Annotated in this window: 35 protein-coding genes; 5 read left to right on the top strand and 30 right to left on the bottom strand. The window is 65.9% G+C overall.

Annotated elements, in window-relative coordinates:
* Positions 1 to 49 precede the first annotated feature (49 nt).
* Positions 50 to 871 (top strand): MBL fold metallo-hydrolase, encoded by an 822-nt coding sequence (locus tag V9F06_07635; GenBank protein MEI2617489.1) that lies wholly within the window; start codon positions 50 to 52, stop codon positions 869 to 871.
* On the opposite strand, the gene menA is transcribed toward V9F06_07635, so the two are convergent.
* From menA to V9F06_07615, 4 genes are all read right to left on the bottom strand, one after another.
* Positions 868 to 2,553: a 1,4-dihydroxy-2-naphthoate octaprenyltransferase gene (gene menA / locus V9F06_07630; protein MEI2617488.1), complete on the bottom strand. Its 1,686-nt coding sequence runs from the start codon at positions 2,551 to 2,553 to the stop codon at positions 868 to 870. The genes V9F06_07635 and menA overlap by 4 nt on opposite strands.
* Positions 2,550 to 3,344 carry an ABC transporter ATP-binding protein gene (locus tag V9F06_07625; protein ID MEI2617487.1) on the bottom strand — a complete coding sequence of 265 codons (795 nt, stop codon included), beginning with the start codon at positions 3,342 to 3,344 and terminating at the stop codon, positions 2,550 to 2,552. Before V9F06_07625 ends, menA begins: the two co-directional genes overlap by 4 nt.
* 23 nt (positions 3,345 to 3,367) lie before the next feature.
* Positions 3,368 to 4,516 carry an ABC transporter substrate-binding protein gene (locus V9F06_07620; protein ID MEI2617486.1) on the bottom strand — a complete coding sequence of 383 codons (1,149 nt, stop codon included), beginning with the start codon at positions 4,514 to 4,516 and terminating at the stop codon, positions 3,368 to 3,370.
* Between the two features lie 270 nt (positions 4,517 to 4,786).
* Entirely contained in the window at positions 4,787 to 5,311 is a 525-nt protein-coding gene (locus tag V9F06_07615) for a deoxyuridine 5'-triphosphate nucleotidohydrolase (GenBank protein ID MEI2617485.1), read from the bottom strand.
* A gap of 139 nt (positions 5,312 to 5,450) precedes the next feature.
* Between V9F06_07615 and V9F06_07610 the strand changes: the two genes are divergently transcribed.
* Complete coding sequence (locus tag V9F06_07610) at positions 5,451 to 6,647, top strand: nicotinate phosphoribosyltransferase (GenBank protein MEI2617484.1); 1,197 nt, start codon at positions 5,451 to 5,453, stop codon at positions 6,645 to 6,647.
* A gap of 12 nt (positions 6,648 to 6,659) precedes the next feature.
* Here V9F06_07610 and V9F06_07605 read toward each other — a convergent pair whose 3' ends face one another.
* Positions 6,660 to 6,950, bottom strand: coding sequence for a ferredoxin (locus tag V9F06_07605; GenBank protein ID MEI2617483.1), 291 nt, complete (start codon positions 6,948 to 6,950; stop codon positions 6,660 to 6,662).
* A 168-nt stretch (positions 6,951 to 7,118) separates the two neighbouring features.
* Between V9F06_07605 and V9F06_07600 the strand changes: the two genes are divergently transcribed.
* Positions 7,119 to 8,123: a type I phosphomannose isomerase catalytic subunit gene (locus tag V9F06_07600; protein MEI2617482.1), complete on the top strand. Its 1,005-nt coding sequence runs from the start codon at positions 7,119 to 7,121 to the stop codon at positions 8,121 to 8,123.
* A complete protein-coding gene (locus tag V9F06_07595) occupies positions 8,120 to 8,410 on the top strand; it encodes a hypothetical protein (protein MEI2617481.1) in 291 nt (96 codons plus the stop codon). Before V9F06_07600 ends, V9F06_07595 begins: the two co-directional genes overlap by 4 nt.
* A 67-nt stretch (positions 8,411 to 8,477) precedes the next feature.
* Here the strand turns inward: V9F06_07595 and V9F06_07590 are convergent, their stop codons facing one another.
* The gene (locus V9F06_07590; protein MEI2617480.1) at positions 8,478 to 9,212 is read right to left on the bottom strand and encodes an NAD+ synthase; all 735 of its coding nucleotides are present in this window, start codon (positions 9,210 to 9,212) and stop codon (positions 8,478 to 8,480) included.
* A gap of 228 nt (positions 9,213 to 9,440) precedes the next feature.
* Between V9F06_07590 and V9F06_07585 the strand changes: the two genes are divergently transcribed.
* Positions 9,441 to 9,863 (top strand): hypothetical protein, encoded by a 423-nt coding sequence (locus tag V9F06_07585; GenBank protein MEI2617479.1) that lies wholly within the window; start codon positions 9,441 to 9,443, stop codon positions 9,861 to 9,863.
* A gap of 11 nt (positions 9,864 to 9,874) precedes the next feature.
* Here the strand turns inward: V9F06_07585 and V9F06_07580 are convergent, their stop codons facing one another.
* The 24 genes from V9F06_07580 to V9F06_07465 all read right to left on the bottom strand — a co-directional run bounded on the left by V9F06_07580 (position 9,875) and on the right by V9F06_07465 (position 26,569).
* Positions 9,875 to 10,567 (bottom strand): MBL fold metallo-hydrolase, encoded by a 693-nt coding sequence (locus V9F06_07580; protein MEI2617478.1) that lies wholly within the window; start codon positions 10,565 to 10,567, stop codon positions 9,875 to 9,877.
* A 588-nt stretch (positions 10,568 to 11,155) separates the two neighbouring features.
* Positions 11,156 to 11,404: a holin gene (locus V9F06_07575; protein ID MEI2617477.1), complete on the bottom strand. Its 249-nt coding sequence runs from the start codon at positions 11,402 to 11,404 to the stop codon at positions 11,156 to 11,158.
* A 45-nt stretch (positions 11,405 to 11,449) separates the two neighbouring features.
* Positions 11,450 to 12,835, bottom strand: coding sequence for an N-acetylmuramoyl-L-alanine amidase (locus V9F06_07570; protein ID MEI2617476.1), 1,386 nt, complete (start codon positions 12,833 to 12,835; stop codon positions 11,450 to 11,452).
* A complete protein-coding gene (locus V9F06_07565; protein ID MEI2617475.1) occupies positions 12,836 to 13,276 on the bottom strand; it encodes a hypothetical protein in 441 nt (146 codons plus the stop codon).
* Positions 13,273 to 13,518, bottom strand: coding sequence for a hypothetical protein (locus V9F06_07560; protein MEI2617474.1), 246 nt, complete (start codon positions 13,516 to 13,518; stop codon positions 13,273 to 13,275). The genes V9F06_07565 and V9F06_07560 overlap by 4 nt, the downstream gene beginning before the upstream one ends.
* Positions 13,502 to 13,777: a hypothetical protein gene (locus V9F06_07555; protein ID MEI2617473.1), complete on the bottom strand. Its 276-nt coding sequence runs from the start codon at positions 13,775 to 13,777 to the stop codon at positions 13,502 to 13,504. The genes V9F06_07560 and V9F06_07555 overlap by 17 nt, the downstream gene beginning before the upstream one ends.
* Positions 13,778 to 13,779: 2 nt before the next feature.
* Complete coding sequence (locus tag V9F06_07550) at positions 13,780 to 14,007, bottom strand: hypothetical protein (protein MEI2617472.1); 228 nt, start codon at positions 14,005 to 14,007, stop codon at positions 13,780 to 13,782.
* Positions 14,004 to 14,318: a hypothetical protein gene (locus tag V9F06_07545; protein ID MEI2617471.1), complete on the bottom strand. Its 315-nt coding sequence runs from the start codon at positions 14,316 to 14,318 to the stop codon at positions 14,004 to 14,006. The genes V9F06_07550 and V9F06_07545 overlap by 4 nt, the downstream gene beginning before the upstream one ends.
* A 17-nt stretch (positions 14,319 to 14,335) precedes the next feature.
* Positions 14,336 to 17,359, bottom strand: a complete 3,024-nt coding sequence (locus V9F06_07540) for a hypothetical protein (GenBank protein ID MEI2617470.1) — start codon at positions 17,357 to 17,359, stop codon at positions 14,336 to 14,338.
* Between the two features lie 19 nt (positions 17,360 to 17,378).
* Positions 17,379 to 17,756 carry a hypothetical protein gene (locus tag V9F06_07535; protein MEI2617469.1) on the bottom strand — a complete coding sequence of 126 codons (378 nt, stop codon included), beginning with the start codon at positions 17,754 to 17,756 and terminating at the stop codon, positions 17,379 to 17,381.
* Entirely contained in the window at positions 17,757 to 17,975 is a 219-nt protein-coding gene (locus tag V9F06_07530; GenBank protein ID MEI2617468.1) for a hypothetical protein, read from the bottom strand.
* 77 nt (positions 17,976 to 18,052) lie between these two features.
* Positions 18,053 to 18,880, bottom strand: coding sequence for a hypothetical protein (locus V9F06_07525; GenBank protein ID MEI2617467.1), 828 nt, complete (start codon positions 18,878 to 18,880; stop codon positions 18,053 to 18,055).
* Positions 18,880 to 21,234, bottom strand: a complete 2,355-nt coding sequence (locus V9F06_07520) for a hypothetical protein (GenBank protein ID MEI2617466.1) — start codon at positions 21,232 to 21,234, stop codon at positions 18,880 to 18,882. Before V9F06_07520 ends, V9F06_07525 begins: the two co-directional genes overlap by 1 nt.
* Before the next feature lie 322 nt (positions 21,235 to 21,556).
* A complete protein-coding gene (locus tag V9F06_07515) occupies positions 21,557 to 21,958 on the bottom strand; it encodes a hypothetical protein (protein MEI2617465.1) in 402 nt (133 codons plus the stop codon).
* Between the two features lie 21 nt (positions 21,959 to 21,979).
* A complete protein-coding gene (locus V9F06_07510; protein ID MEI2617464.1) occupies positions 21,980 to 22,384 on the bottom strand; it encodes a hypothetical protein in 405 nt (134 codons plus the stop codon).
* A 28-nt stretch (positions 22,385 to 22,412) separates the two neighbouring features.
* A complete protein-coding gene (locus V9F06_07505) occupies positions 22,413 to 23,153 on the bottom strand; it encodes a hypothetical protein (protein MEI2617463.1) in 741 nt (246 codons plus the stop codon).
* The gene (locus V9F06_07500; protein ID MEI2617462.1) at positions 23,131 to 23,361 is read right to left on the bottom strand and encodes a hypothetical protein; all 231 of its coding nucleotides are present in this window, start codon (positions 23,359 to 23,361) and stop codon (positions 23,131 to 23,133) included. The genes V9F06_07505 and V9F06_07500 overlap by 23 nt, the downstream gene beginning before the upstream one ends.
* On the bottom strand, positions 23,351 to 23,599 hold the full coding sequence (locus V9F06_07495) for a hypothetical protein (GenBank protein MEI2617461.1): 249 nt from the start codon (positions 23,597 to 23,599) through the stop codon (positions 23,351 to 23,353). The genes V9F06_07500 and V9F06_07495 overlap by 11 nt, the downstream gene beginning before the upstream one ends.
* On the bottom strand, positions 23,592 to 23,963 hold the full coding sequence (locus V9F06_07490) for a DUF3168 domain-containing protein (protein ID MEI2617460.1): 372 nt from the start codon (positions 23,961 to 23,963) through the stop codon (positions 23,592 to 23,594). Before V9F06_07490 ends, V9F06_07495 begins: the two co-directional genes overlap by 8 nt.
* Positions 23,964 to 24,404: an HK97 gp10 family phage protein gene (locus V9F06_07485; protein ID MEI2617459.1), complete on the bottom strand. Its 441-nt coding sequence runs from the start codon at positions 24,402 to 24,404 to the stop codon at positions 23,964 to 23,966. It lies immediately after the preceding gene.
* 13 nt (positions 24,405 to 24,417) lie between these two features.
* Positions 24,418 to 24,801: a head-tail adaptor protein gene (locus tag V9F06_07480; GenBank protein ID MEI2617458.1), complete on the bottom strand. Its 384-nt coding sequence runs from the start codon at positions 24,799 to 24,801 to the stop codon at positions 24,418 to 24,420.
* A complete protein-coding gene (locus V9F06_07475) occupies positions 24,802 to 25,203 on the bottom strand; it encodes a hypothetical protein (GenBank protein MEI2617457.1) in 402 nt (133 codons plus the stop codon).
* 6 nt (positions 25,204 to 25,209) lie between these two features.
* Complete coding sequence (locus V9F06_07470) at positions 25,210 to 25,374, bottom strand: hypothetical protein (GenBank protein MEI2617456.1); 165 nt, start codon at positions 25,372 to 25,374, stop codon at positions 25,210 to 25,212.
* A 22-nt stretch (positions 25,375 to 25,396) separates the two neighbouring features.
* Complete coding sequence (locus tag V9F06_07465; GenBank protein ID MEI2617455.1) at positions 25,397 to 26,569, bottom strand: hypothetical protein; 1,173 nt, start codon at positions 26,567 to 26,569, stop codon at positions 25,397 to 25,399.
* Positions 26,570 to 26,584: the final 15 nt, after the last annotated feature.

The raw sequence follows: 26,584 nt of genomic DNA, 5'->3' as shown, positions 1-26,584 counted from the left end.
ACGTGGGCCACATATCCCAGTCGATTGTGCTTGTGAACGGGCGGCTTCAATGGGGACCTGGTATCAGAGCTGGTTTGAGGTGGAGCGATTCCGCGATGAGGTGGTGATGATCGCGGAGCCGTTGCATTCTGAAGACGTGAAGTCGTACCTCATTGAGGGAACAGATGCCGTCGCGGTCGTTGACACTGGGATGGGGGTAGGCGATCTCGCGGGACTGGTGGCCGAGTTGAGTCGGAAGCCGCCTATCGTCCTGCAGACCCATGCCCATTTTGATCACATCGGCGCTACGAGTCGATTCGCCCGTGTGATGGTGCATCCGACCGAAGCGGAGGATCTCGCGGCCGGCTACCCGAACGATCGATTTCGACGCTGGCTCGAGCCAGAACACCTCCATGGATCGCTTCCAGCGGGATTCGATGCCCAGCGTGCCGCTATCGCTGGCGCGAACTGGGCGGCCCCGCTCGTCGCGGGCGATCTCATCGACCTCGGCGGGCGGACGATCGAGGTGTTCCACACGCCCGGCCATTCACCCGGCGGCCTGACGTTTCTCGACCGCGACGCTCGCGTGATGTTCCCGGGTGACGCGGTCTATGATGGCCCGATGTTCGCGTTTCGGGCCGGCAGCGATCCGCGGGAGTATCGAGCGACGCTGCAGACGCTGGCCGAGCTCGCGTCGATCGTCGACCATATCTACCCGTCGCATAATCGCTCTCCGCTTGCGCCGGCAGAGATCATTGCCATGCATCAGGCATACGAAACGATCTGGTCGGGTCGTGAGCCAGACGAGCGTCATCCGGATCACGACGTGTTTCGCTTCGGGACGTTTTCGTTCTGGATTACGCCGGGCGCCAATAACGGCGAGGCCGCTTAGCGGATCGCGGCGATGAACAGAACGAGTGACAGCAGTGCGCCGAACTGCAGATGAAGGCCGGCGGTAAGGCGCAATGCTGTATTCAGCATGCCCGCGTCGTCGCGCCGACTCACGATTCGCACCAGCTCGATTGCTCGGGGAATGGTCAGGAAGACAATCAGCAGGCCGGCCGGTAGCAGACCACCAACGGCCACGAGAGTGATAACGACGTATGCGCCGATGACGAGCGCGGCGTATTCGCGTCGCGCCCAGCGCTGGCCGATGAACGTGGCCAATGTCCGCTTGCCGACCTCAGTGTCATCACTGATATCGCGGATGTTGTTCGCCTGAATAATGGCGGTCACCAGCAGGCCGACCGGTATCGACAGCACGATTGCTTCCCACGAGACGTGTTGTGTCTGGACGTAGTAGGCGCCGACAACGATAACCGGACCCATGAACAGGAAGACGGTCGCCTCGCCGAGCGCGACATATCCCAATGGTCTCGGTCCGCCCGTGTAGAAGTAGCCAGCCAGCACGCTCGGGATAGCAAACAGCAGCACTGGCCAACCGACCTGCGCGACGATGACCAGCCCGAGTGCTGTCGCGACCGTAAACAGAACCAGCCCGAAGGCCAGAATGGCCCTGGGGCTGATGATCCCACTCTGAATGAACCCGGCGTTGCCGACTGATTCCGCGGTGTCCGCTCCATGCTTGTGGTCGAAGTAGTCGTTGATGAGATTCGTGCCGGCATGGACCAGCAACGACGCCACGACGACGAGAAGGAATAGGCCGGCTGAGAAGGATCCGGAGTACGCCGCCAACGCTGTCCCGACGAGTGCCGGGATGATCGAGGCAGTGAACGAGAACGGGCGAGTTGCCATGAACCAGTTGCGGGCGAATTCTGGCACCGGAATCGAGAGTCGCCGGCCGGCGGGTGAGCGCCAGGGCATCACGACACGCTCCACTTCATCCATCACGAAATTGAGCAGCCAGCCGAGCAGGCCGGTAACAATCAATCCGACATACATCTTCTCGATAGCGAACGTCTGGTATGAGTTCCAGATCAGATAGCCGATGCCGTTCTTTGCCGCGAGAAACTCGGTGCCGACGATCACGAGCAGCGAGAAGCCAAGGGCGAGTCGCAGGCCGGAGAAGATACCCGGCAGCGCGGCCGGCAACGCGACCGTCCGGATTTGCTGCCAAACGCTGGCGCCTGCGTTTCGCGCGACATCGAAGTAACCGTTCTCGATCTCCAGCACGGCGCTCATGGTGGCAAGGACAACGAGGAACAAGACGCTGATCGCAACCATCGCGACCTTCGATATCTCGCCGATACCGAAGATGATGATGACGAGTGGCAGGATCGCGATCTTCGGCACCGCGAAAAACGCCGCCGCGATCGGCGAGACGACAGCGCGAACCGGCCACCAGAGACCCATCAGCATCCCGATTAGCACACCTGGAATGGCAGCAATCAGAAACCCCGCACCTACGCGGAGCATGCTGATACGGATGTCATCCCAGAGCTGTCCAGAAGAGATCAGCCCGCGTGCCGTAGCCTCCAGAGATGTCGGGGGCGGGAAGAAGAGCGGGTTGATCGTTTCGGTTCGCGCGAGTATCTCCCAGACGAGGAGGACGAGGATCGGCCCGAGGAACGCCAGCAGCAGCGACAGCCAGCGGCGCGCAGCAAGGCTCGTCATGCCGTCACCGCCGGAGCCGGGGACAGCGTTTCATCGCGCAGAAGCGACCAGATTCGCAAGAAGAGCGACGCGAAATCCGGCGCCGAACGAACCGCTTCGATCGTGCGGGGGCGAGCGAACGGCACCGTGATATCCGCTTTGATTGTTCCCGGTCGTGGGCTTAGAACTATGATCCGGTCCGCCAGCGTCATCGCCTCGTCGATCGAATGGGTGACGAACACGACGGTCTTCCCCGTCGCTTCCCAGATACGCAGAAGCTCGCCCTGAAGGGTGAGCCGGGTCTGCTCGTCGAGCGCGCCAAACGGCTCGTCCATCAGCAGCAGCTCGGGATCGACGGCGAACGCGCGAACAATAGCGACACGCTGGCGCATCCCTTCGGACAGTTGCGAAGGAAAGGCCCTCACGAATTCGCCCAGCCCTACCTGCCGCAGTAAACGCTCGGCGGTGGACTCACGGGATTGCCGGTCGACGCCACGCATTGCCAGACCATAGGCAGCGTTCTCGAGGACCGTCATCCATGGGAAAACCGAGCGGCCCTGGAAGACCATTGCCTGCAATGGCTTGTCGGAGGTCTCATGGGCGATCGCGATCGTGCCTGCGGCCGGCTTCACCAGCCCCGAAATAGAACGCAACAGCGTGCTCTTCCCGCATCCTGATGGACCGACGATGGCGCAGAACTGGCCGGCCGGAATCGAGAGCGAGACATGGTCGATCGCCGTCACAACCGCGCGAGCCAATGGATACGTAACCACGAGGTCACGCACTTCCAGCTTGGCGGTGGAGCTTTCCATACCGGGTTGGCCCTCCGGCGGTGCTACTGCTCCTCGGCAACGCCGATGAGCTTGACTGCCTTCTCGGCGAAGGAGCGATCGATCAGCTTCTCAACATCAAGTGGCGTGTCGTATTCGAGCAGGCCCCGACCCTTGAAGAACGTCTGCAATGTGTTGAGGTCATCGGCATGGATCTCGCCATTCGGCTCGCAGTACGTTCGGGCAGCTTCGCGGATCAGATCCGGCGGAACCTTGGTGTACTTGTTGAGGATCGCAAGGTTCTCGTCGCTATCCCAGTTATCACCCCACAGATCGCGGCATCCGCGGAGCATCCCGGCCATGAAGCCGGTGGCGAGGTCTGGCGTCTTCGTTGCAAAGCCGGGATTCACCCAGACGAACGTCGGCTGGAAATTCTCGGGGAAGTCGGCTTTGAGGCGGACAACCAGCCCGTTCTTCTCGGCCTGGGTCACAAGTGGTTCGCCCAGCATCGCTCCGTCGAGCGCGCCAGCATCCAGCGCGGCTGCGACGTCGGGGAACGGCAATGTCTGAAGATCGACATCGGCGATCGTCAGGCCATCGGTCCGCAGCGCCGTGTCGAGCCAGTATTCCGTTGCGCCGCGCGCGTTGACCGACACCTTCTTCCCCTTCAGGTCCCCCGGCTTGGTCAGCTCGCCGCTATCGTACCGCTTCTTGGAGACAACCAACGGGGTTGCCGCCTGACCACGCTCGAAATGGAGCGGGGACACAATCGTCAGGTCGATTCCGCGGGCGACGGCGTTGAAGAATGCCGGCCCGGTTCCGCCAAGACCGATGTCGAAGTTGCCGTTCGCCGTCAACACGACCATGTCTGACCCGCCGGCCAGCGGCTCGAGCTGAACATCCAGCCCGTAGTCGGCGAAGTACCCTTTGTCGTGTGCCAGCATGACCGGGGCAAAAATCAGAACCGGGATGAAGCCCACGGTAACCTTCGTCAGCTGGGCGGGGACGGTGGCTTCGGCGACGGGGGACGACGCGCCGGTGACCGTGGCAACGGTCTCTGTTGGCGCCGTTGTGGTCGCCTGGACAACGGTCGTGGGCGACGCGACCGCCGTAGTTGCCGTTGGCGCCGTGGAAGCCCCTCCGCATGCCGCCAACAGGGTCGTGACGAGGGCCAGTGCGACGAGTGCGCTGAATACCCGAACGTACCTGTTCATCTTCGGTTTGTGCTCCTGAGACGCCGCAGCGACGATCGCTCTCCAACGACAATATATCGGCGCTAAGTCTAGCAGCGGCGCCGCGCGATTGTGATGTGCTGCACGATAATCTGCGCCGCGATCTCGCGCTCGACCGCGGTGATCGCGATAGGGGGGGGCATCGGTCATGGAGGGTTGGGATAATCCGCGGACGGGCGGGCGTCATCGGCCTCAGCAACGAGTTGCCGTGGCCGCTCCGCAGCGTCGAGTCTGCCCTGATCGGACGTGCTCTCAGGTCGCCAATCGACCCTCGAACTGGTACGCGCCTGCGTAGGCAGTCTCTGTGGTCTCGGTCAGACAATGGAAGACGAGCTGACAGATGCGCGCGTCCCGAGCTACCCGGAATCCGGAGGGGTTATAGACGACCATCAGTGACATCCCTCGGCCGGAGTACCCGGCGTCCCAGACTGCAGTGTGCAGCGCGACGCCCGAGCGCAAGAGGCTGGATCGCGGCCGAGCGTAAGCCATGAGCCAACCGGGCAGATGCACTGTCTCGTTGAAACGAACCTGATACGCGCCCGGCGCGAGGAACACAGTGTCGTCGCTGGTAAATGGGACGTCGGTTGTTTCAGGCAGCCGTCGCTCGTGGCTTGCGCGACCGAGCAGTCCGGGTCCGTGGAATCGCGAGACCTTTTCCAGTGTGATGTCGACACCGTTGGCCTGAAGCTGCTGGGCTGGATCTACCAGCCCCTCGAGCAGCGGCGGATCTCCAGCGAGGAGCGCTTCGATATCCTGCCGGCTGAGCACCCCGGGCATTTTCTCCACGTCCACGTTCCTTTCGCCAGCGACACCAACTGTACGTACACTGTACGCGGTGGGTATCGCGTTCGTCAATCCGATCGCGTAGGATCACGCTGTCGGGCTTGGGGGCGTAGGCAGGGGCGGTGAGGTAACCATGACTGACGGTCGGCGAGCGCCGCGATTTTTCCAGGCAACGGTCGATGAGATCCGTTCGGGCGACACAACTGATGTCTACTTTGTCCGCACCGAGCAGATCATCCGCGAAGCCGGACTCGACAGATGTGTGCGAGCCGAATTCTCTGTCAAGAGTCTTCCGCACAGCTATCCATGGGCCGTCTTTGCCGGCCTCGAAGAGGTGCTCGCGCTTCTCGAAGGCATCGACATCGACATCCGCGGCATCTCGGAGGGGACGATCGTACGCCCCTATGAGCCGATTATGGAGATCGAGGGCCACTACCTCTCCTTCGCGCGGCTCGAAACGGCGATCCTTGGACTGATCTGCGAGGCGTCGGGTGTCGCGACGAAAGCGGCCCGGATACGAGTGTTGGCTCGCGACCGTGTTCTGGCAAGCTTTGGCGCTCGCCGGATGCATCCGGCAATCGCCCCGATTATCGAGCGGGCCGCATTTATCGGCGGCTGCGACGGCGTCAGTGTTGTCAAGAGCGCACGCGAGCTTGGCGAAGATCCGACCGGGACCACGCCCCACTCACTGATGCTGATGGTCGGTGACACCGTCCGGGCCATGGAGCTGTACGACGCGATTGTCGAAGACGACGCGCTTCGGATCGCTCTGATCGACACGTTCCAGGATGAGAAATTCGAGGCAGTGAGAGTCGCGGAGGCGCTCGGCGAGCGGCTGTATGGCGTTCGGCTCGATACGCCGGGGTCGCGCCGCGGAAACTTTGCCCAGATCCTGCGCGAGGTTCGTTGGGAGCTTGATCTGCGAGGCTTTGAGCATGTGAAGCTCCTCGCCAGTGGCGGCCTCGACGAACGCGAGGTGGATACCCTTTGCCCGTGGGTCGATGGCTTCGGGGTCGGGACAAGCATCGCCAACGCGCGAACGATTGACTTCGGGATGGATATCGTCGAGATCGAAGGGACACCAGTTGCCAAGCGAGGCAAGATGAGCGGCGCGAAGCAGGTCTGGCGAGACCTCGATACGCTGTCAGACGAAGTGCTGCCGCTCGGGCAGGAGCCAGCGGGCGCGTGGCGGGTTGCTCAACTTCAGCCAGTTATGGCCGGCGGTCGCGTGCTGGAGGACGTGCCGACGCCTCACGCGATCCGCAACCACGTACTTGCCCAACTGGAGACTGTTGGCGCAGAGGTCGTGCCGATGAACGAGAACGGTTAGTCCTGCCGGTGGCTACTTCTCGGCGGCCTCAGCTTCGGCGAGCCTGCGAGCGATCTCTCCCGGCATCGGCTCAATGATCTGCGGGTAGAGTCGCCGGCCGAACTGTTCGATCATGATCGCCTGCGTCGGGCAGGCCCGCGCTGCGGCGAAGAGCTGTTTCGGATCGGCGCTCTCGCCTTCCTGCTCGTCATAGACCGCTTTGTTCGTATCTTCGTCTATGGTGATGATTCCCTGAGCCAGAACTGCGCATCGGCCAAAGCCGACACAGCGATCCGGGTCGATTCGGACTCTGAGCGTGCTCACCTTCTCGCTCCCATCAGGATCTGGAATGCCTGGAACGCTGCAGGCTCGTTCTCAAGGTCTATCAGAGCGGGCTCAATCGGGCAACTTGGTTGACGCCGATCATTGCTCGCTGCCAAGATCAGAGCAACTGGCATCCACCCGCGTCGCGATATCTTCGAAGGAGCGTCAGTGGCAGGACGAGGATTGGAACGTAAGGATCGGATCGCGGCCCCGCTGTTGCTGCGTCCCAGCTTCGATCACAAAGTGTGGGGCGGTCGCAGGCTGGAATCCTGGGGCAAGACGCTCCCTGACGGTTCGGTGGGTGAATCGCTCGAGAGCGGGGCCGAGGCGGTCATCGAGGGTGGCCGGTTCGATGGCATCGCGCTCGGCGATCTGGCACGCATGATGCCCATGGCATTGCTCGGGACGCACGGGATGGCTGCGGCGGGGTCGCTGGGCGATTTTCCGCTCCTCGTCAAGTTGATCGACGCCCAGCAGGATCTCTCGATCCAGGTTCATCCATCTGATGCGGCGGCGCCGCCGGGCAAGCGTGGGAAGACCGAAGCCTGGCTGATACTGGAGAGTGATGAGGACAGCAGCCTGGTAACCGGCGTAACCGGCGTCGTTGACCCAGACAGCATCGGTATGTCCATCGTGCGCGAGCCAGTTCGCGCCGGTGATGTCTTCTTTGTGATGGCAGGAACCGTTCACGCAATCGGCGCAGGCGTGTTGCTCTACGAGGTCCAACAGACCAGCGACGTTACCTATCGCCTGTATGACTGGGGACGCCCACGCGAACTGCACCTCGAACAAGGCTTTCCGGTCATTGACCCCCTCCTCCGCGCACGCCGGGTTGCGCCACTTTGGCTGGACGACTGGCGAGAGATGCTTGTGGCCTGTCGTCACTTTCTATTGGAGCGCGCGACGATTGACGGATCGAGAATTCTGGACGCAGCCCCTGCAACATGTCGAGTGCTGACTGTTATTGAGGGGGACCTGGCAATCGACGGCCTGCGGCTTCCTGTTGGCGGTAGCGTTGTGCTGCCTGCCGATATTCCGGCGATACGCCTGATCGGGCACGCCCGCGCGGTCGTGGCGTCGATCCCCGATCTCGACGTCGATGTTGTCCAACCCCTTCGGGCCGCTGGTCACGATGACGACGCGATCCAGCGCCTGGGAGTTGGCGCCCCATGAGCGTGAGGCGCTCTTACCGATGGATGCAGGTATGTCTTGGCCTGCTTTACGATCGAGTCGACGACGGGCGAGCCAGGGCGATGCTGATGGATCCCGCCGAACGCGCAGCGGTTTACGAGGGGTTCGCCCCGGATCTTCTGGCGCACGGAATGCCGGACGGCATGTTCGCGACCAGTGAGGGGGAAAGCCTCGGTGTCGCGCTGCTGGCGCTGCGACTGCGATTCCCTCGGGAGATCGCGCTGGACAAGGTCGAGCTGAACATCGCGATGCGCGAGGGCCGTGCCTGAGCAGCGCGTCAGTTCCACCGGCCCGAGATTCGAGCTGTTGGCCGATGCGAAGCGTGCCTCCGAGTGGTTACGCAGTCTCGTCGGCCGAGAACATCGGTGGCAGGCGTCGCTTGTGCTCGGATCCACGCACCATGCGTTGAACCCGGGTCACCACGTCGGGCGAGACGCCGCTCTCGACCCCGGCTGCCATTGCCGCCAGCACTCGGTCGAGGTCCGCATAGGTAACGCCCATCTCCGCTTCGTCGGTCTGCCCCTCCCAAAGGCCGGCGCTCGGCGGCCGGTCGATGATCGTCTGGGGCACGCCGATCTCGCGGGCGATCTCGTAGACCTGGTGCTTATAGACACCGGCTAATGGCAGGAGATCGACGCCTGAGTCGCCGTACTTTGTCGAGTAACCCACCATCAGCTCGCTGCGGTTGCCGGTTCCTACCACTGCTCGCCCGAGTGTGTTCGCCATGTAGTAGAGGACGATCATGCGTAGCCGTGGCTTGACGTTCGCGTTCGCGAGCTGAGTTCCCTCGGGGAGAATCGCCATCAACGTGTCGACAACGCCCGAAAGGTCGATTGTCGGATGCTCGATTCCCCACGCCTCGGCCACCAGCCTGGCGTCTGCGGCGTCCGCGGGCAGCGAATGAGCGGGCATGATCACGCCGAGTACGTTGTCCGGCCCGAGCGCGCGCGCGCAGAGGCCGGCGACGACTGCGGAGTCGATGCCGCCGCTGAGCCCGACGACCGCGCCAGAGACGCCGGCCACCTCGATCTGTGCGGCAATCCACTGTTCGATTCTCTCGGCAAGGCTCATGCCCACTCCTCATCCAGCCAACGGCGTATAGCGTCGATCAGGGTCACCGTCGACGTCGGCGACCACGGTAGCAGCAACCGGGGTATCGTCAAGGGGATAGCCCGCCGCGACAGAGATCCGCGAATGGGCGAAAAACGCATCCATACGAGTTTCCGTTCGTTGTATATGTCGAGGCGGTGGATGTGGCCGATGCCGCGGCCAGGAGTTCGGTGGGATCGGGAGAGTGTCTTGCTAGTAGTGGTTGCACTCGTCGCGGCTGGCGTGCTCACGATATTGTCTATCCGCTCGATGGCCGTCGCGTTCGCGCATTCCGTCGATTCCCGTGTCGTCCCCGCTGATGTCCAGTCGCACGGACAACGCGCGCCGCGAGGCTATCTGGCGTCGGGCGAGGCTGCCGTCCTGGTTTTCGACATCCTCATGTCAATCGGCATTGCTCTGCTGACCGTTGGCCTTGCCGCAACCGCGGCGTTGCCCGGGCGGTTGGTGGCGGGCGCTCTGCTCGCTCAAGTGGCGGTGTTCGGTTCGCTCGTTTCGCCGCAGATCAGTGTCTCGTTCGGTCGGCTCCGTGTGCGCCCGGTTGCCCTGGCGTTGTGTGTGGCTCAACTCGCAAACGTCGTATTCTTCGTGCGCGCGATTCAATCGCTCATCTAGGCGCGCTGCCGTTACGAGCGCTTGCGTCGCTCGTTATTCGGGCGCCATTGCACCAGAGGCGCATCGGGATCTGTCAGCGTCGTCAACCACACTTCGTCGGCTATAGTTGTTGGCGCGCCGTGGCCCGCGTAGATCTTCGTCGTCCCCGGGAAGTCCGCTAGCCTGCGCACGCTCACCGCGAGCGCTTCCAACGACGCACCTGGCTCGGCTGTGTGTCCGGCGCCCCCCTTCAGCAACGTATCGCCAGTGAACAGCGCCTCCGCGGCTGGCACCCAGAGGGTGATGCTTCCCGCCGTATGGCCGGGAGTGTGGAGGACGCGCACCTCGACGGGACCGATTGTCAGCCTGTCGCCGTTGCGTAGCGGTCGATCGATCCGGACCGGATCGACGATAAACGGCAACGTCAACCCCTGGCCGTGAGGATCGGCGAAGAGGCCGGCGTCGGCTGGATGGGCGGCGATCGGGATGCCCATCTCCTGGAGTCGAGCCATATCGGTGATGTGGTCCCAGTGGCCGTGGGTTGCGACGACAAGGCGCGGCGGAGCCTGAAGCTCTGTTGCGGCGTCAATCGCGCCGTGCCAGGCGTCACGCGGCGCGTCGACGACGATCGATCCCACCCCTGGGACGATGATCGCATAGCACGCCGTGTGTAGCGGCCCTCCGACAAAGCGTCGGATGACCACCTGTTCCTTGATATCGATCACGCTTCACCCCCTCGCCACGTTTCTCTGCACATTCTACGGGCGAAAAGCAGCAAGCCGACCCGTTGACGGGCGGCTTGCCTGGGGGAGGGGGTTTGGGGTTATTGGGGGTCACAGCAGTTGGGGCCGCTGTGCCAGTGATAATCCGGATGACAGCGATGTGGTTACGTTGCGGATTGACCCATGCGGTTGTGGTACGTTGTGCGCCAACGTGGATGATCACCACCGAGCCTCTCGGAGGCGAAAGGGGCATGCGGCGTCATGGCGATGATGATGGACTTCATCGCCTAGCCCCACGACGCGCCACCGTAGCCCACAGCGCGACCGGTTCCCGCGTCTGGATGCGAGATATCGTCATCGCTGCCATGCGCCGTGATGGAACACCAGCCGCCGCAGTGATGGAGCGTGTTCCATCCAGTGGTCCATGGGATGTCACCTGCGCTGAGCCGCCACCGCCGCCGTCTCAAGGAGATAGAGAAACACTCCCGGCATCATTGCCGGGAGTGCTGAGTGAAGGAGTCGCGCGTTGACGCCCGTGGGCGCTGATCGCCGCCAGCACGCTCGCGGCCAACCATCGCGCGCTGGCTCCCGCTATCGCCTGAGGATCGCCTTCGTCCCCGGCCAGATACCGGCGGCCATGGCGCCGGCCGCCACGCCTGCGACGACCCCGTCGACGATCGCGCCGGTCTGCGCGCCTGCCACACCACCGCCGACGGCGCCGACCGCGAGCGCGACCACCGGGATCCACCGGCTCGGCGGATCCACTGCCAGGCGGATCGCGTCGACGATGACGCCGACTAGCACGGCCAGCACCGTCGCGAGTGCGATGTTGATCTCCATCGTGTGCCCCTCCATACAGCGGGATGCCGACTAGTGGTGAAACCTCTATCGATCCGCCGATGATGGCCGATCGCGACGCAGCTCGAGCAGCTCCGCGCCGACCAGACCACGCGTGACCGTGCCGTCCGGCTGCAGCTCGAGCCGCGCGCGCTCGAAGTACTGGACCAGCACCCCGCCCTCCTCGCGCGCGCCTCCGAGCGCATAGCCAGTATCCAGCCACGGTCGCGCGGAGATGTGATCGATGAACGCCGTCGGCACCCAGAACGTCCCATGCGGCGACCGCCACGGATCCGGCGCCGTCACCACCGCTGGCGGCTGCGGCGCTGGCTGCGGTCCACCGGCGCGATACGGGCGCACGAAGTCCGCCATCAACGTCCCCGGACAGTCCGTCGGCGACAACTCCTGATGCCCCCATAGCTCCCGCTTCGGGTCCGCGCCGGTGAATGCAAACCAGTCGTCGCAGACACGATCGAGCGCTGCCAGCTGCGCGTCCGTGGCCCTCTGCGAGCCGCCCAGCGGGATCTGGATCGCCATCGTGTTCGCGTTCTGCGGCCACGCCCCGCAGTGCCACAGTACGCGATTGAGGTCGCGGAGTAGATAGACGGCGCCCTGCCCATCGATGCCGATGTGGTACATGATGCCGCTGCCATAGACGGGAGTCTCGCCGTTGCGCGACCAGTTTTTCCCGACGTGATAGATCGCGTCCGCCCTGTAGCTCGCCAGTCCATCGGTCACGCCGGTCACCACGCCGCGATAGTGGATCACGATCCCGCGCTTCTGATCGAGTGGGATCGTCTCGTACGGACCGCGTTCGACGCCGCCGGCGCCCGGCGCGCGCTGCTCGAGCTGCGCCCGCGCGTCCACCAGCGACACGCTGCGGAAGATGTTGTCGTACTGAGTAGCCATGATCTGCGGGTCCCTCATCTCTGGATGTGCCCGGGCGTATGCCCGGATACTGGCGATCACGCCAGCGGTTTCCGTCCCGTACGACGCGCTCGGCGCCCACTTGCCGCCCATCTCCTCGACCGTCGCGATCGTCCATGCCACGGCCTGCCAGCGCGTGTCGAGGAGCGCGTCGCCGGGAGCTGGCGCCGTAGCGCCCCCGTAGCGCGCCCAGTGCTGCACGTGAGCCAGCACGCCATCCGCGTCCGATCCGAAGCGCATATGCGCTCGTGCGTCGCTGTTGCTCCCGCCCGCCGTCGTCTTGAGGCCACACCAGTTGTGGTACTCCCACGGCACGACGCCGGTGTAGTGGCCACGATTGGTCTCCTTCGCTGCCTGACCGTATGGCCCCTCCGGCGGCACGCCATAACGTGGAGCGATCGACCAGTAGAGTGGCGCGACGTCGACGTACCGCTGGTGCGCGCCGGTCGACCGCGCCCAGCCCTGCGCCGCCGCACATGAGACCGATCCGGCGCCGAATAGATCCACCTATGCCTCCTCCGGTGTCAGGTCACGGATGATCTTGGTACGGTCTCGCCGGCCGAGCACCGCGATCGTCGCCAGGCCGGTCTGCGCGACGATTAGCGCGCCGACCATGATCAGCCCGGCCAACGTCATCCCGCGCGATGGGATCTCCATCGCCGCCACGACCGCTGCCACGCCGGACGCGACCAGCGCGACCTCCATCGCGACCAGGGTCGCCGCCATGCGGACCGCCGTCCGCGCCACGCGCTCGCGCGCCACGTGCCGACGCATCGCATCGGTGCGATCCGACGCCCGTCGGTCCGGCCCGACGACCAGTGCCGCGCCCCGCGCGTAGGCCAGGTCGACCCAAGCGTCGTGGAGCGCCCAGATCAGCACTGGCAGTACCAGCGCGCCATATGCGGCCCAGGCGACCTCTGCCGTAACCGGGTCCGTCGCCGCGATCACGTGGCGCTCTCTCGCGGCCGGGCGCCCCTCTCCTGACCCGGCCGCGCATGCCGCTCGCGCGCTGCCCGCGACGCCGCCATGTCGACGGCGATATCGAGCGCGGCCAGCCGCGCCTCGATCCGCGCCGCCCGGACCTCGAACGCTGCCCGCGCAGCTGCATCAGCCTCGCGACTGGCGGCGTCCGAGATCACCGCCAGTCGCGCCGGAGTCGACCGCCGGATGAGCCTACGCAGACGGTCCATGCACCCTCCGCCGCGGGCGGCGCGCCGATGTGGCGGCGTCGACGCCCGCCTCGGCCAGGCCACCGGCCCGGTTCGCGGCGTCGCGCCAGTACGCGACCTCAGCGCGTAGCTCATCTCGTCGCTCCTGTTCGATCTCTCGGTCGCGTGCCATGACGTAGCCCGGCACGATCCAGCCGCGGATGAGCGCTATGACGACGAAGACTAGCGCGCCAATGGCCCCGCCCTGGTCGCCCAGCGTCCCCCACGCGGTCTGGTCCACTGCTACTGCCCATCGTCCGGCTCACGGTCCAGCACCTCCAGCGCCGCGATCGCGCCGAAGTGAACATAGGCCAGCCGCCGGGATGCATCAGCCGGCTGCGTCACTTCCAGTGCGGGCGGGATGCCAACGCCGTGGTGGTCGACGCCACGGTCGATGATCTGGTGGTCCGTGCAGCGCACGTGTAGCTGCCCGCCGCCGATCAGATGGACGACCAGCGTGTATGGTGTCATCGGTGCTTCCGGTCTACGCGCTCGACGCGATCGCCACGGATGACACGTGTCCGGCCCAGCGCGGCCGCGACGTCCGCCCGCATCGGCACCGCCGCCGCCTGCGCCGCCTCCATCTGCTGCTGTCGAGCGATGATGGCACCGTCGACCATCGCGGCAGTCACCTGCCCGAGATTCACCGCGTCCAGCGGGATCGCGTCGTACAGCGTGATCGCGGCTCGCGGGTTCGTGTCGGGATCATCGTCATACCAGGCGACCATCGCGTCGACGCCCGCCGCGCGCGGCACGATCTCCATGACTCGGTGATACAGCATCGGTGACTCCTCCTCGACTAGATCGGCACCACTGATAGCGCCGATACGAAACTTTTGACGGTCAGCTCGACGTCGCATAGCTGCGCAGACGAGACCACGAGCGCGTTCGCCTGGCGCAGTACGTGGCCGTCTACGTCCACCAGGTACGGCGTGATGTCCAGGACGACGTCGCCGTTCCATGGCCCACCCAGCGCGCTGGTCCTGTCCACTCCGTTGATCGAGAGCCCGAACGCAGGAGTCGCGGCCGTCGGCCCCTCATAGATCCCGTAGCTCAGCGAGTGCGTATGCGTCGGGATCGTGTGCGAGTGGCTATCGATCGAGTGCGTATGTGCCGGGATCGTATGCTTATGCAGAGCCTCGGAGTTCGTCGCGATTGCTGAAATGTTGTGCTTATGGAACGTAAACCCACTCGTCCACAACGTCGTCGTACTCGCCTCTGTCCCGTTCCGTCCACCATAGATACCGTAATCGAGTCCTGACCCCCACCCACTGGCAAATATCATCTGCTGCAGGTAGGCCGGGTCAGTCCAACTTGTCGTCGGCTGTGCCTGCCCGATCTGGTGATAGTGTTCGCCGATATCGTTGGCGGTCACTGCCGCGTCGATAGAGTGCGTATGCGCCGTGCCACCATCCGACGTGACGCCACCGCCAGAATTAGCCGCAGTCGGCGACGCGTTGCTGGTCGGCGCGCCACCGGACGCCGCTGTCGAGACATTCGATCGGACCTTGCGCTTCACCAGCCGCAGCTCCGCCCGGTGCAAGTACGTCACGGCGTTGTCATAGTCCACGGTCACCGTTGCTGTGTGCGTGCTATCGACGCTCTCCCGGTACGGTCCGTGGATCTCCCGATACGTGTACGGGCGCATCGCGACCTTGAGCGCCCACAGATCCTCGATCGCCCGCGCGATCCGATCGCCGGCGCCCTCGCTGTGCTGGTCAGCCGTCGACAGCTCGAGCTCCCACCGGTCGGAGCCGTCCGCCTGGAATGTCCGCCGATAGCCCATGATGTAAACCGCCGCGTCGATGCTGCGCCATGCGCGTCGACCGCCGGCGTCCGCGACGACACCGGCGTACTGAAGCCGCGCCGTCTGCCCGAGCAGGAAGGTCGGCGAGCCCGCCTCGATATGGCGGAGTAGCGCCACGTCGGCCTCGTAGTGCTCTGCCGGTGTCGCGTGGTACCCCAGCCAGGCGGCCGCGATGTCGTACAGCGTGTCTGCCGCAGCCACGATCTCGGCGGTGCTATTGCTGATCGGCGCCACCTGATCGACGTCCAGGACCTTCGTCCGCTCGCCGTAGGCGGTCACCGACGCGCCGTCGCGCAGATACCAGTACGGATTGCCATCCGGCCCAGTCGCGGTCTGGATCGTGTAGGGCGTCGTGCGACTGGAGTGCTCGAGTGTCAGTGCGTTGATGCCCTCACCGGCGCCGAGCGGGACCACGTAGTTCCATAGTTCAGGATCGTCGCCAATGGCGCGGAGCGCGGCCAGCGGCACCACCCCGAGATCGACCGACGGCTGAGCTACGTTGCGGATGACCAGCCCGGACTCCGCCCCCGCGGCCCCCAGATGGACGACCCGGTTGAGGTTGTCCTCGCGGACGTGCCAGCCCATCGTCTCGGCGACCTGCCGCAGCGCCGCCCAACGTGACACGCCGTCGAAGCGCGCCGACGCTAGCACCCCGGTATCGATCGTGCCGGCCGTCCACCCCGTGCCGGACAGCAGTGTCCCGACGACGCTCGACACCGCCGCGCCGGAGAACGTCATCCCGAGGAGCGTGTTCTTGTGGACCATCTGCGCGCCGATGCTACGACCGCCCACCGTCAGCACCCGGTCGTCGCGGTCACCCACGCGGAGATCCGGCGTATCCACGATGCCGCGGACGAGCAGACCCTCGCCCTCCCGGCGCAAGCGGATCTCGCGGCCGCGCGTCAGGAGTGCCGCGCTCGGCTCGGTCGCGTCGATCGTGACCGACCAGGCGCCGAGCTCATCCAGCCGTCCGCTGTAGTCCGCTGACAAGATGCCGGTCACCGGTCCCGATCCGAGGCGATTGCCGGCGGCATCGTAGACATCCAGCGCGAGCCGCGGGTCATAGGTGATCGGGATCACTCGCCGGCTGGTCGACTCTGTGACACTCACCGCGCCCGCGTCAACCGCGCCCAGCGCGATCGCCGGCACGGCCTCGGATACGCCGACGGTGCTGGTATCGTCTGCCGCCAGCGTGATTGCGCCGGCAACGACCTCATCGGCCGCCGGCGTGGTGCTGTCCACGACGCTGGCAACCACGCTGATCGACGACGCTTCGTCCGAGCCGGCTGTAACCGCCTCGGCAGCGCCGAGGCCGATGGAAACGACCACCTCGTCGACCGAGACCGTGGTCGCGTCAGCCGCCGACACAACCACGACTACATCAACGGTCGCGACCTCGGTTGCCGCAACCGTGCTTGCGTCACTCCCGGCGAGTGATGCCGAGACCGCTCCTATGTCATCGACCGAGACGGTGGTCGCATCCGAGGCGGACTTCTCGATCGTCGTGACGTACGTGATGTCGAGCTGTGCGGCCGGCCCGGTTGAGTGCTCATAGGTACGGAACGGCCGGTTCGTGGAGCCGCTGTAGTTGCCCAGATAGATCAGCGCCACGCCGGATGACAGATAGCCGGCCGTGGCCAGCTCCTGGATGACAGCCGTGATATCGACCGAAGCGTAGACGGTGCCGCTGCTGTATGTCGGGAGCGTCCAGTCCTCGTATGCAGTGGTTCGCGTCGGCGCGGCGCAGCCCGTTGCGTCCGCTGGCGCCGACGCGTTGTCTACTGCGGCAGCCTGGATACGGACGGTGGCAGCGCCTGACGAATTGTTGTTTGCGGTGATCGACACGGTCGCCGCCGTGATCGTCGCGCCATCGAGTGCTGACAGGCCGGTGAATCGCAGGAAAGCCGACCAACCAGTCGACAGATTCGCGGCCGACCCGGAGTTGCTGTACGTGCCGCCGGCGTTCCAGTAACCGTCGTCGTTGCCGGCTGCGATGGAGACGTTGAGTGTCGCCACAGTCTACGCCCAGACTCGTCTAGACGTTGATCGTGTAGGTGACAGTGAACTGCCAGGTGGCAGCCGAGGTCTTCGTCCCGAGGTTCTCCGCCTTCCGGCTTAGCATCTGCCCGCCACTCGCCGCGTTGAAGATGCCCCACTCATACCAGTCATGGTTCGCGTCGCCAGTGGCAAACGTGGAGCGAAACGTGAGCACATTCGTGGAGCGGCTTGGGTAGGTGGCATCCATGGCCTTCCGCGTCTTGCTGGCCCCCTGGAGGTCCGTCTGCGCCTTTGCGTGCGCCGTGCTGGAATTCCCCACGCCCAGGTACGCGTTGCTATTGGTGAACTTGTTGTAGGACGCGCCGCCCGTGATCGCGTCGGCCAGCATGTCGGCCGCGAGGTTCTGAAATGGCACCTAAATCTCTCCTGTCCGTAGCTTCCGTCGGTAGCGCGCCTCCAGGCGCTCGATCTGCTTCTCGCGGATCACCGGCCGGCCCTGCGGCGTCTCCCACGACACGACCGTCCTCGCGCAGTCGGGCGGCCCGTCGTCCGGCGTCCGCCCATCGCGCCATTCGGCGATCTCCACCTCAGTCCGGCTATATCCCGGTCGCCCGGTCTCTGCTGTCGCTGGCATATAGACCTCCGTCGCGCTGCGCGAGCACTAGTGATATGCCCTCTATTGTGATCGCCGCCACGGCGTGCGTCCACCCACTAGCGATACACCGGCCAGAACTCGATACGTAGCTCCGCATTCGGGCAGCCGGTGACGACGAGTGTCTGCGACCCTGGCAGGAGTCGCATGAAGCCGACCTGTAAGGATCCCTGAGAGAACGCGGCGTAGTCGCTCGCCCACGTCGCGCCGTTGTCGGTCGACCGTTCGACCGTGTAGGCCCCGGCGTCGACGCGCAACTTGTGCTGGTTGTTCGCGGCCGTCCGCGTGGACGCCCAGGTCTCGCCGGTCAGCCCGTGGGTCACCGCGGGAGTGGCGAAGCCGTTGGCGGCGTTTGCCTCTAGCAGGAACCGGATAGCATGCACGTCGCCGTTGCCGTCGTTAGTGACTGTGACATTCACCGATCCGCTGCGCAGGGATGCGGTGGCAACCGTCAGGTCTGGCGCGCGCCAGTCGGTGTATCGATCGAACGTGAGCGTCACTGCCGCCGACCGGAGTGACTGATACGTGACCACCGGCCGCGCGACATCGACCGCCCTGGCCTCTGCCCAGCGCTCGCTGCCGTCGGCGCCGATCGACCACAGCTGCCCGCGCCCGATCGCCTGGATATCACTCACCAGCTGGTCGCTCGCGCTATCCAGCCCGGCGCTGTCCGGCGCCGTCACCAGCGCCCGGACGGTCTCACGAGCTACACCGAGCGGAGCGCGGCCCGTGCGGTGCAGATCGACCGCGTAGTCCATGCCGACCGCGGCGGCGGTCGCGTTCATCAGTGGCTGATCGGTCGAGAATTCGGCGCGCGCCAGCGGAAACAGCGCCGTGATCGTGCCATCTGTCGAGACGAACTTGTAGACGTGTCGCGGCCCTGCCACTATGCCGCCCCCCTCGCTCGCAGCGACGCCTGCACAGCCCAGCCGATATCGCGGCTGGCGCGATCAGCGGCAGAACGGTCCTGCGCCTCGATCGTCACTGGCCCGTAGTAGTTGACTGCGACCGACGCCCCCCCTGCCGCGGCCAGACCTGCTCGTCGCCCGTCGCCGACGCTACCTGAGAGTGCTGCGCCGGACAGCGTGCCGGCGGCCAGCGGCGATAGCCCCCCCGCGCCGAGCGCCGGGGAGTTGGCCATCGTCGCCGAGACCGCGGCCGTCGCTGCCCGTTCGATCCCCGGCACGCCGGCCATGATGCCGCGCGCTATCCCCTGGGAGAATGGCTGCCCGAGGATGTCCCGCGCGAGTTTGGACGGAGAGCTGATCCCCAACCACGACTTTGCCGCGTTGACTGCGTCGCGCACGACCGCGATCGCCGCCTGCGCCGCCTGCCACGCCATGTCCTCGATGCCGCTGATCAGTCCCGTGATGATGTTCTTGCCAGCGTCGTACAGCCACGACGACGCGGTCGACACGGAACTCGTTACCGCCGTCTGCATCGCCGACATAGCTCCGGCGAGCGTCCCGAATAGCCCGGTGATGCCGTTGATCAGCCCTTGCAGAATATCCCGGCCCCAGCCCGGCGCGTTGGTCTTCAGGTCGTCAATGACCGCGACCGCCTGTGTCCTCATACTATCGAACAGATTCCAGACGTCAGTCGGCAGTGACGTGATCGCCGTAATGATTCCCGACAGAATCTCGCCCGCCTTTGTGCCGGCGTCAGTCACCAGCCCACCGAGAAGCTCGACTGCCTGCCCGGCCATATCGGTAACGATCCCCGCTACGTCGCCGGGCAGTGACGTGATCGCCGTAATGATTCCCGACAGAATCTCGCCACCTTTCGAAACCGCGTCGGTTACCAACCCGGCCAGTAGCGTTACCGCCTGTCCGGCCATGTCGGTAACGATCCCGGCGATATCGCCGGGTAGTGACGTGATCGCGGAGACGATCCCGGAGAGGAACTCGCCGGCCTTCGTCGCGGCTTCCGTCGCCCATTCGGCCAGCTTCTGTCCGGCTTGCGTCGCCATATCGACGATGAACCCGAGCACCAGCGCCGGTAGCCCGCCGACAATCTGCCCGATACCATCAATGACCCCGGACACCATCGTTTTGGCGGCATCCCACGCACCAGCGAAATCGCCGGTCAACAGCGCCGCAATGATCGCCACGACGCCGGACACGACGGATGAGAACACCTGCCAATAACCCTGGAGCGTCTGCATCGCCGCCGGGAGTACCACGTTGAAGACCGTTACGACCGCGTCCCACGCGGTCGACAGATAGCCGACCAGCGTTGCCACGATCCCTTGTATGCCCATGAAGTTGCTCTGCCACGCCAGGTAGAGCAACACCAGCGCGGCGCCGATCAGGACAAAGACGGCGATGATCGGCAGCATCGCCAGGTTGAGGGCGATCCATGCGGCTACCTGCGCCCATAACGCGACGGCCCCCGAGATCAACGCCGGTATCAGGCTCGCGAGCATCGCAACGCCCAGCCCGATAATGGCCGGCGTGAGGAAGATCAGGATCGGCGTCAGATTGGCCTGAATGAAGGTCGCGACCGGCTCGAATACTGACAGGAAACGCGCGCCAGCGTCGACGATCCCGATGATGGCTCCGACGGCCAGCGACAATACCGGGATCAGGTACGCGCCGAGTTGCTCCTGCAATTCGCCGACCTTATCGGTCATCAACGCCATCTTACCGGCGTCGCTGGCCGCGAACGTCGCCGCCTGTCCGCCGAACTTGCCGTCCACCGCGTTGAGGAGGTCCTGTGCCGTAGCGTTTTTGTCGACCTGTATGCCGTAACGGCTCAGGACGTTTACGTTCTCGTCATTCACCCGACCCACGAGCTTCGACGCCGTAACCAGATCCATGCCAGTACCCCGCGCCAGATCCTGCGCGATGCCGATCCGGCGCATGGCCTCATCTGCATCCCCGGTCGTCGCTGTGAGAATGGCTAGTCCGTCTCGGACCTGATCGTCGGAGAACGCGAGTTTCTGGCCGTTGCTGATCGCGGTGTCGATCGCGGCCGCGTGGCCGTCGAACGACCCTTCCGCGTTCGTCACGGCCTGCTGGAGCTTCGCGGTCGACGCGGCGTCTTCGGCCGCGCCCTTTGCCATCTCGATCAGCTTGCCGGGCAGATTCGTCAGTGCCGACCCGATGACGAACCCCGCCGCAGTCCGGCCAACCTCGCCCAACTTAGAGCCAACCCCGCCGGCTTTCTGCTCCACGTCGCCGAGCACAGACGACGCTTGATCCGTGGCCTTGAGCAGGATACTGATAGTCCCGGCGTCCATCGCGCTACTCCCCGTCCCCCGCGTCCCGCGCCGCCCGTCTGGCCCGTGCCAGCTCCGCCTTCGATCTCGGCGACCCGCTGGCCCGCCGGCGTGGCGTAGATCCGGTTGCGGCCCTTCGCGTCACCCGCCTGGCCCAGCGCCTGCCACGTCGCCGCGTAGGCCCGCAATTCCAGGATGTCGGCGATCATCCCGGCCGGCGCATGGTCCATCACCCAGAGCGCGCGGACCGGGTCGATATCGAACTCCTCGCAGACCCGGCTAATCACCCACTCCGGCGGCGCAGCTGCACCGGGCTCCCCCTCCAGCGCCCGGTGCAGCTGCGTCAGGCGTTTCCCCGCGCTGTCTCATCACGCGACGGGAGCGATAGCGACAGGACGCGACGCGCGATCAGCGCGCTCGTTTCCTCGTCCAGTTCTTCGATGTTCGGCGCGTTGACTTTGCGCGCGTCGGACCAGGCGGTGATGCCGTCCTTGAGCACCATCCAGCGGTCGTGGCTGTTCAGCGGATCCTCGTCCGCGACCGCGACCGCCGTATCAGTCACGCCGTTCGCGCGCGCCGACTGTATCGCCGTCATCACGTCACCGCCGAACGCGCGCACACTCTCCGCGACCTCGCGCTCGCGCGCCCTGACCGCGTTGGCCAGCTGCTTCGCCGACAGCTTGCGGATCTCGATCCACTCGCCACCGTCCAGCTCGACCCGCTCGGTGATCCCTGTCACAAACATCGTGGCTCCTTCACTGGTCGGCTACGCTTCGGTCACGGCCCCGGTCGGCTTCAACGTCACGGTGTACTTCGTCGACTCCTTCACCGCCGGGTTGCGGTCGTACTGCGCGATGATCGCCTCGACGCTCGAGCTCTTCGTGCTGCCCCAGGTGAGCTTCAGCGTGCGCGTGTCGCCGAGGCTGTTGAAGATCGCATCGGGGCCGGTGGCGGCCGTGTCGTCATAGAACCCGGTCAACTCGACGTCGTCGACCAGCTTGACACCCGAGAAGAGCGACGCTTCCCAGTCCGCGCCGAACGGCGTCGACTCCTCGAGCACTGCCTGCTTGCTGAATCCGTTGATCTCGGTGACGTGCGCGCTCATGTCCACCAAGGTGCCGCCTGAGTTATCGAACTCGACCTTGAGATCGTCACTTCCGTACTTCGCCATGTCGTCCCCCTCTGCCCCGTCGGCCGGCCTACTGCCGGCAGACCCCGACCATGAACGTCACCGACCGCGCCGCGCCGGCGGCCCCGCCGAATGCCCACGACACGGCCAGGTAGCGATTGACCGTGCCAGCGACCGTGATGCGCTGGGCGCCGATCGCCGTCGCGGCCGCGAACGTGCCGAGCGTCGTGTACGTCACGTCATCGGCCGAGTGCTCGACCGTGACCGTAACGCCCGTCCCACCGTCCAGCGCCAGCGCGGTGATCGCCAGGTACAGCGCCGCGCCGTCCGCGCTACTCGCCCCGTTATCGACCGGCGCGGCCGTCGTGTCGCCGGTTGCGGTCGTCTCGGCGCCGAGCGCGTGGACGATCACGCCGTCCTCGATCGCCCCGGACGCCTGGTACTCGGCAGTGGCCTTGTGCAGCTCGCCGACCGTGACCTCGCGGTCGTACTTCGCCTGCAGCGGCCCGGCAACGCCGGTCATCGGCTGGCCCGCCGTGTTGCCGGCGAAGCCGAAGGCGATCACCCGCGCGGTGCCGTTGCCGGCCACCAGCGCGGCGTTGACCGCGCCGGCGTCGTCGTCGTAGAAGCCCTCCTGGGAGAGCTCGTAGCGGTTGACGCCGGTCGCGGCGACCTGCCCCCACGCATCGCCGAGGACCGTCGTGTCCTCGGTTCCGGCCTCGCGTGATTCGTCCAGCGTCGTGAGAAACCCGCGCACGTCGTAGCCGTCGATCAGGACAAACGCGACGTCATCGCTTCCGTGACGCGACATCGGCCCCACCCCCTCCCCGCATCGTCGCCCGGCGCTCGACCGGCACGATCGCGCCCTGGGCGACCAGCCACGCGACCGACTCCGCCGGCACGTCGTCCACCACCGCGCCCGGCATGCGCCGCCGGCGCTCTGGAGCGTCCCCTGACGCGCCGGACAGCGCCGGGTAGGTGATCGGTCGAATCACGCGGTAGCGTGCCTTAGCGGCCATCCAGCGCCTCCGTACCCCCATCGTCGTCGTACTCGTACCCGCATACGCCGCACGTCCAGTGCTCGCCGTTCTGCCCGAACGCGGCGCGCTGGCGCCGTTGCGCCGGCGGATGCTCGCAGCTCGGCGCCGGCGCTGGCTGCTCGGTCGTCGCGGTGACGCCCAGCTGCGCCAGCAGCGCGTCGGCCAGCGTGCGGAGCGCGATCGCCGTCCGCACGATCCCCTCATGCTGCTCATACATAGACGATCACCGCCTCAAGTCGCCTCCGGTGTATCTGTGTCGCCGGTTCAGCCATATCGCCCCCGTCCTCGATCCCGAGCGCAATCACCCGCGGCGAGACGCCGTGGAACGCCAGGAGCGCAGCCGTCACCGCGCTTGTGAGCGACACGACGCCGCCGTAGGTTGTGGCCCAGCAATCGATCTGCCAGCGGTCGCGCCAGCAGCCGACGGCCCGGTTCAGTGCGTGCTCCGGCGTTCTCGCGATCAGCTGATAGGTGATGCCCGGCCAGGTTGCATCCTGCGGCCAGGTCTTCGGCCAGACGCGCCCGCCGGCGGCCGTCACCGTCTCTAACGCGTCCACCAGCGCCGTCTCGATATCTGCCATCTATGCCGGCCCTCCGGCCGCGATCAGGTCACGGATCGCGCTGGCCACCTCGCGGACCGCCCGCCCGCGCTCCGACTCGAACGCCGGGCGCATGTATGGCTGCGCCGGGATGTAGACCGGACCGCGCGTGAATATGACGTCGCCGCCCGCCGTTTCGAATCGTAGAAACCGCGCGTTCACCGGCGCGACCACCCCGCCGTATTCCTGCATCGCGGCGTAGATCAGGTTCGTGCCGACCTCGACCTCGTGCGCGGACTGTGACAGGACATGGATCGACCGGCGCAAGGTGCCGGTCAGGGCTGGCGCGTTCGTCTTGGCCGCGTTCATGATCGGCAGTGCGCCGGCCATCAACGCGGCCTGCATCCCCGCCCCGGATAGCCGCCCGCGTGCGTCACGGATCGCCGCCGCGACCTCCTCTGCACCCTGGACGTCAATCTGCATCTGGCCGGCCACGTTATGCCCCCACCGTGCGGACGCGGCAGGCCAGGTTCGTCCACTCGCCGAACGGCCCAATATCGATCGTCAGGATGTCCCAGACCCGGCCAGCGACGTCCGTCACCCGGTCGTCTGCCGTGATCGTCGGATACTCGCCCGGTAGCAGGATCGTGTCGGTCGCGTCGCTGAATGCCCCGGTCGCGGTAACGACCTCAGTCCCACCTGTCGGCGCTACCGCTGCTGCGATACCTGACATCCCGCTGATGGCCACCCAGGTCTCCGCCGGCTCACCGTATGCGTCGCGGATTCGTGTCGCCCTCTGCACAGTTACCGACTGCGGATAGTGGCCGGCGGTGGTGAGGCTGGCGGTGAGCCGCGGATCCACGATCGAGCGCAATCCCACCTACCCTACTCCTCGCATCCCCTGGGACGCGATCCGCTCGCGCCAGGCGAACGGATCCCAGATACCGACGGTCTCGACGCTATCCCAGAGCGCATCATCGGCGTCTCCATCACCCAACTCCGCCGCCTGGCGCCGCAGGACCGCCGCCTGCTCACGGAGCGCGCCCGCGACGGCCGCGCCGTTGGTCGCTACGCCGTTCTGCGTGATGACCTTCAGGATCATCGCCTGCGTAGCAGCCATCGTGTCCAACGCCAGCGCCGCCGCCAGGAGCACGTCGCCGCCGTACATGCCGAGGAATGCGTCGATCTCGTCGTCCTGGAAGAGCGCGTCGGCCGTGACCGTGTCGCCACACAACAGTCGGACCTGCCCTGCGTCAGTGGTGACGTCATAGGTCGCCGGCATGCTGGGCTACTCCTTCGTCGTGGGGCGCTTGCGCGCCGGCTTCGTCTCCGGCGCCAGCCGCTCCGCCAGCCCGTCGATCGCCGCCCGAAGCGCGACCGTCTCGGCCAGCAGCGCGGCCAGGTAGTCGTCGGTGACGGTGACGGGCGCCGGCAGTCCCAGGCGCCGCGTCACCTCACGCGCGTCCGTCATCCGGCTACGAGCCGGACCCGTTGCTGGACACTGCCATCTTCGGGTTGGCGCGCGCGCCGCCGAAGGCGTGGCGGACCTTGTAGTCCACCGTGTCCGTGGCGAAGTCGCCGTCGAGCGGGTTCAGCCCGGCCCCGCCGACGCGGCGCTGGTTCGACTCCTTGATGAACACCTCCGGCGCGTCGTGACCGCGCAACCGCGCGCCGATCAGCGCCGGGTTGCCGTTCGACGGCGAGGCGAACAGGAACCACGACGTCGAGCCGTTCGCCGTGGTGGCGATAGCCGGGATGTACGGATCGACCGACACGCGCACCCGCTGGCGGATCCAGTTGGCCGTCTTGATCTGCTGCTGCGCCGTGCCGGCGGTCGCGTTCGGGTCGATGATCAGCTCGGTCGCGTTGACGATCGACAGCGCGGTCATCTCCAGCGCCGGCGGCACCACGAGTTCGACCGCCTCGATCAGGATCGGCTCGCCGTCGGCGTCGGTCTGCGCGGCCAGCTTGCCGAACGCGGTCTGCAGGCCGGCGATCGACAGTGCCGGGTTGCCGGTGACGATGTTGGCGTTGCCGGCGGTGAACATCGACGCGTGCGGCCCGGAACCATCGACGTAGAGCGCCGACATGACGCGCTGCTCGGTGCGCCGCGCCGCCCGGCCCAGCCGCGCCGGCAGCGTGGCGAACGAGTCCAGGTCGTCGTTGATCATCGTCTCCCACGAGAACTGGAGCGCCCGGCCGTATTTACCGACCGTCAGCTGGTAGCGCGTCTCGGTCAGGCTAGCCATCGGGTACTCGGTGCGCTCCGGCACCGCCGCGAGGACCGACTCGGCGCCATCCAGCCTGAACACGTTGACGGTGCGGAAGTCCCTGACCGTCCGTGCCTGGGCGAAGTTTTCCCAGACCGGCGTGTACTCGCGGTACGACGCCAGGACGGCGCGGTCCATGATGTCGCCGAACAGCAATGGGAAATCGCTGGTCGTCATGGCCTCACGCAGGAGGTAGTCCGGGCGCCGCCCGGCCATGACGTCGCCCAGCAGCCCGGCGGCCTCGGCGAGCCGCCGCTGGTACTCCACCGACTCGCGCATCGCGCCGTGGCGGACGCCGACGCCGGCGTCGCCGAACAGCGTCGAGACCGACGCCTGGTCGGCGCGGACCGATTCCAGCAGATCGAGAAACTCAGCCATCGTATTCCCCCTCCG

This window comes from Thermomicrobiales bacterium (genome assembly GCA_037045155.1).
In the GTDB taxonomy this organism is placed as follows: Bacteria; Chloroflexota; Chloroflexia; order Thermomicrobiales; family CFX8; genus JAMLIA01.
This window is presented reverse-complemented; position numbering and strand designations above follow the sequence as displayed.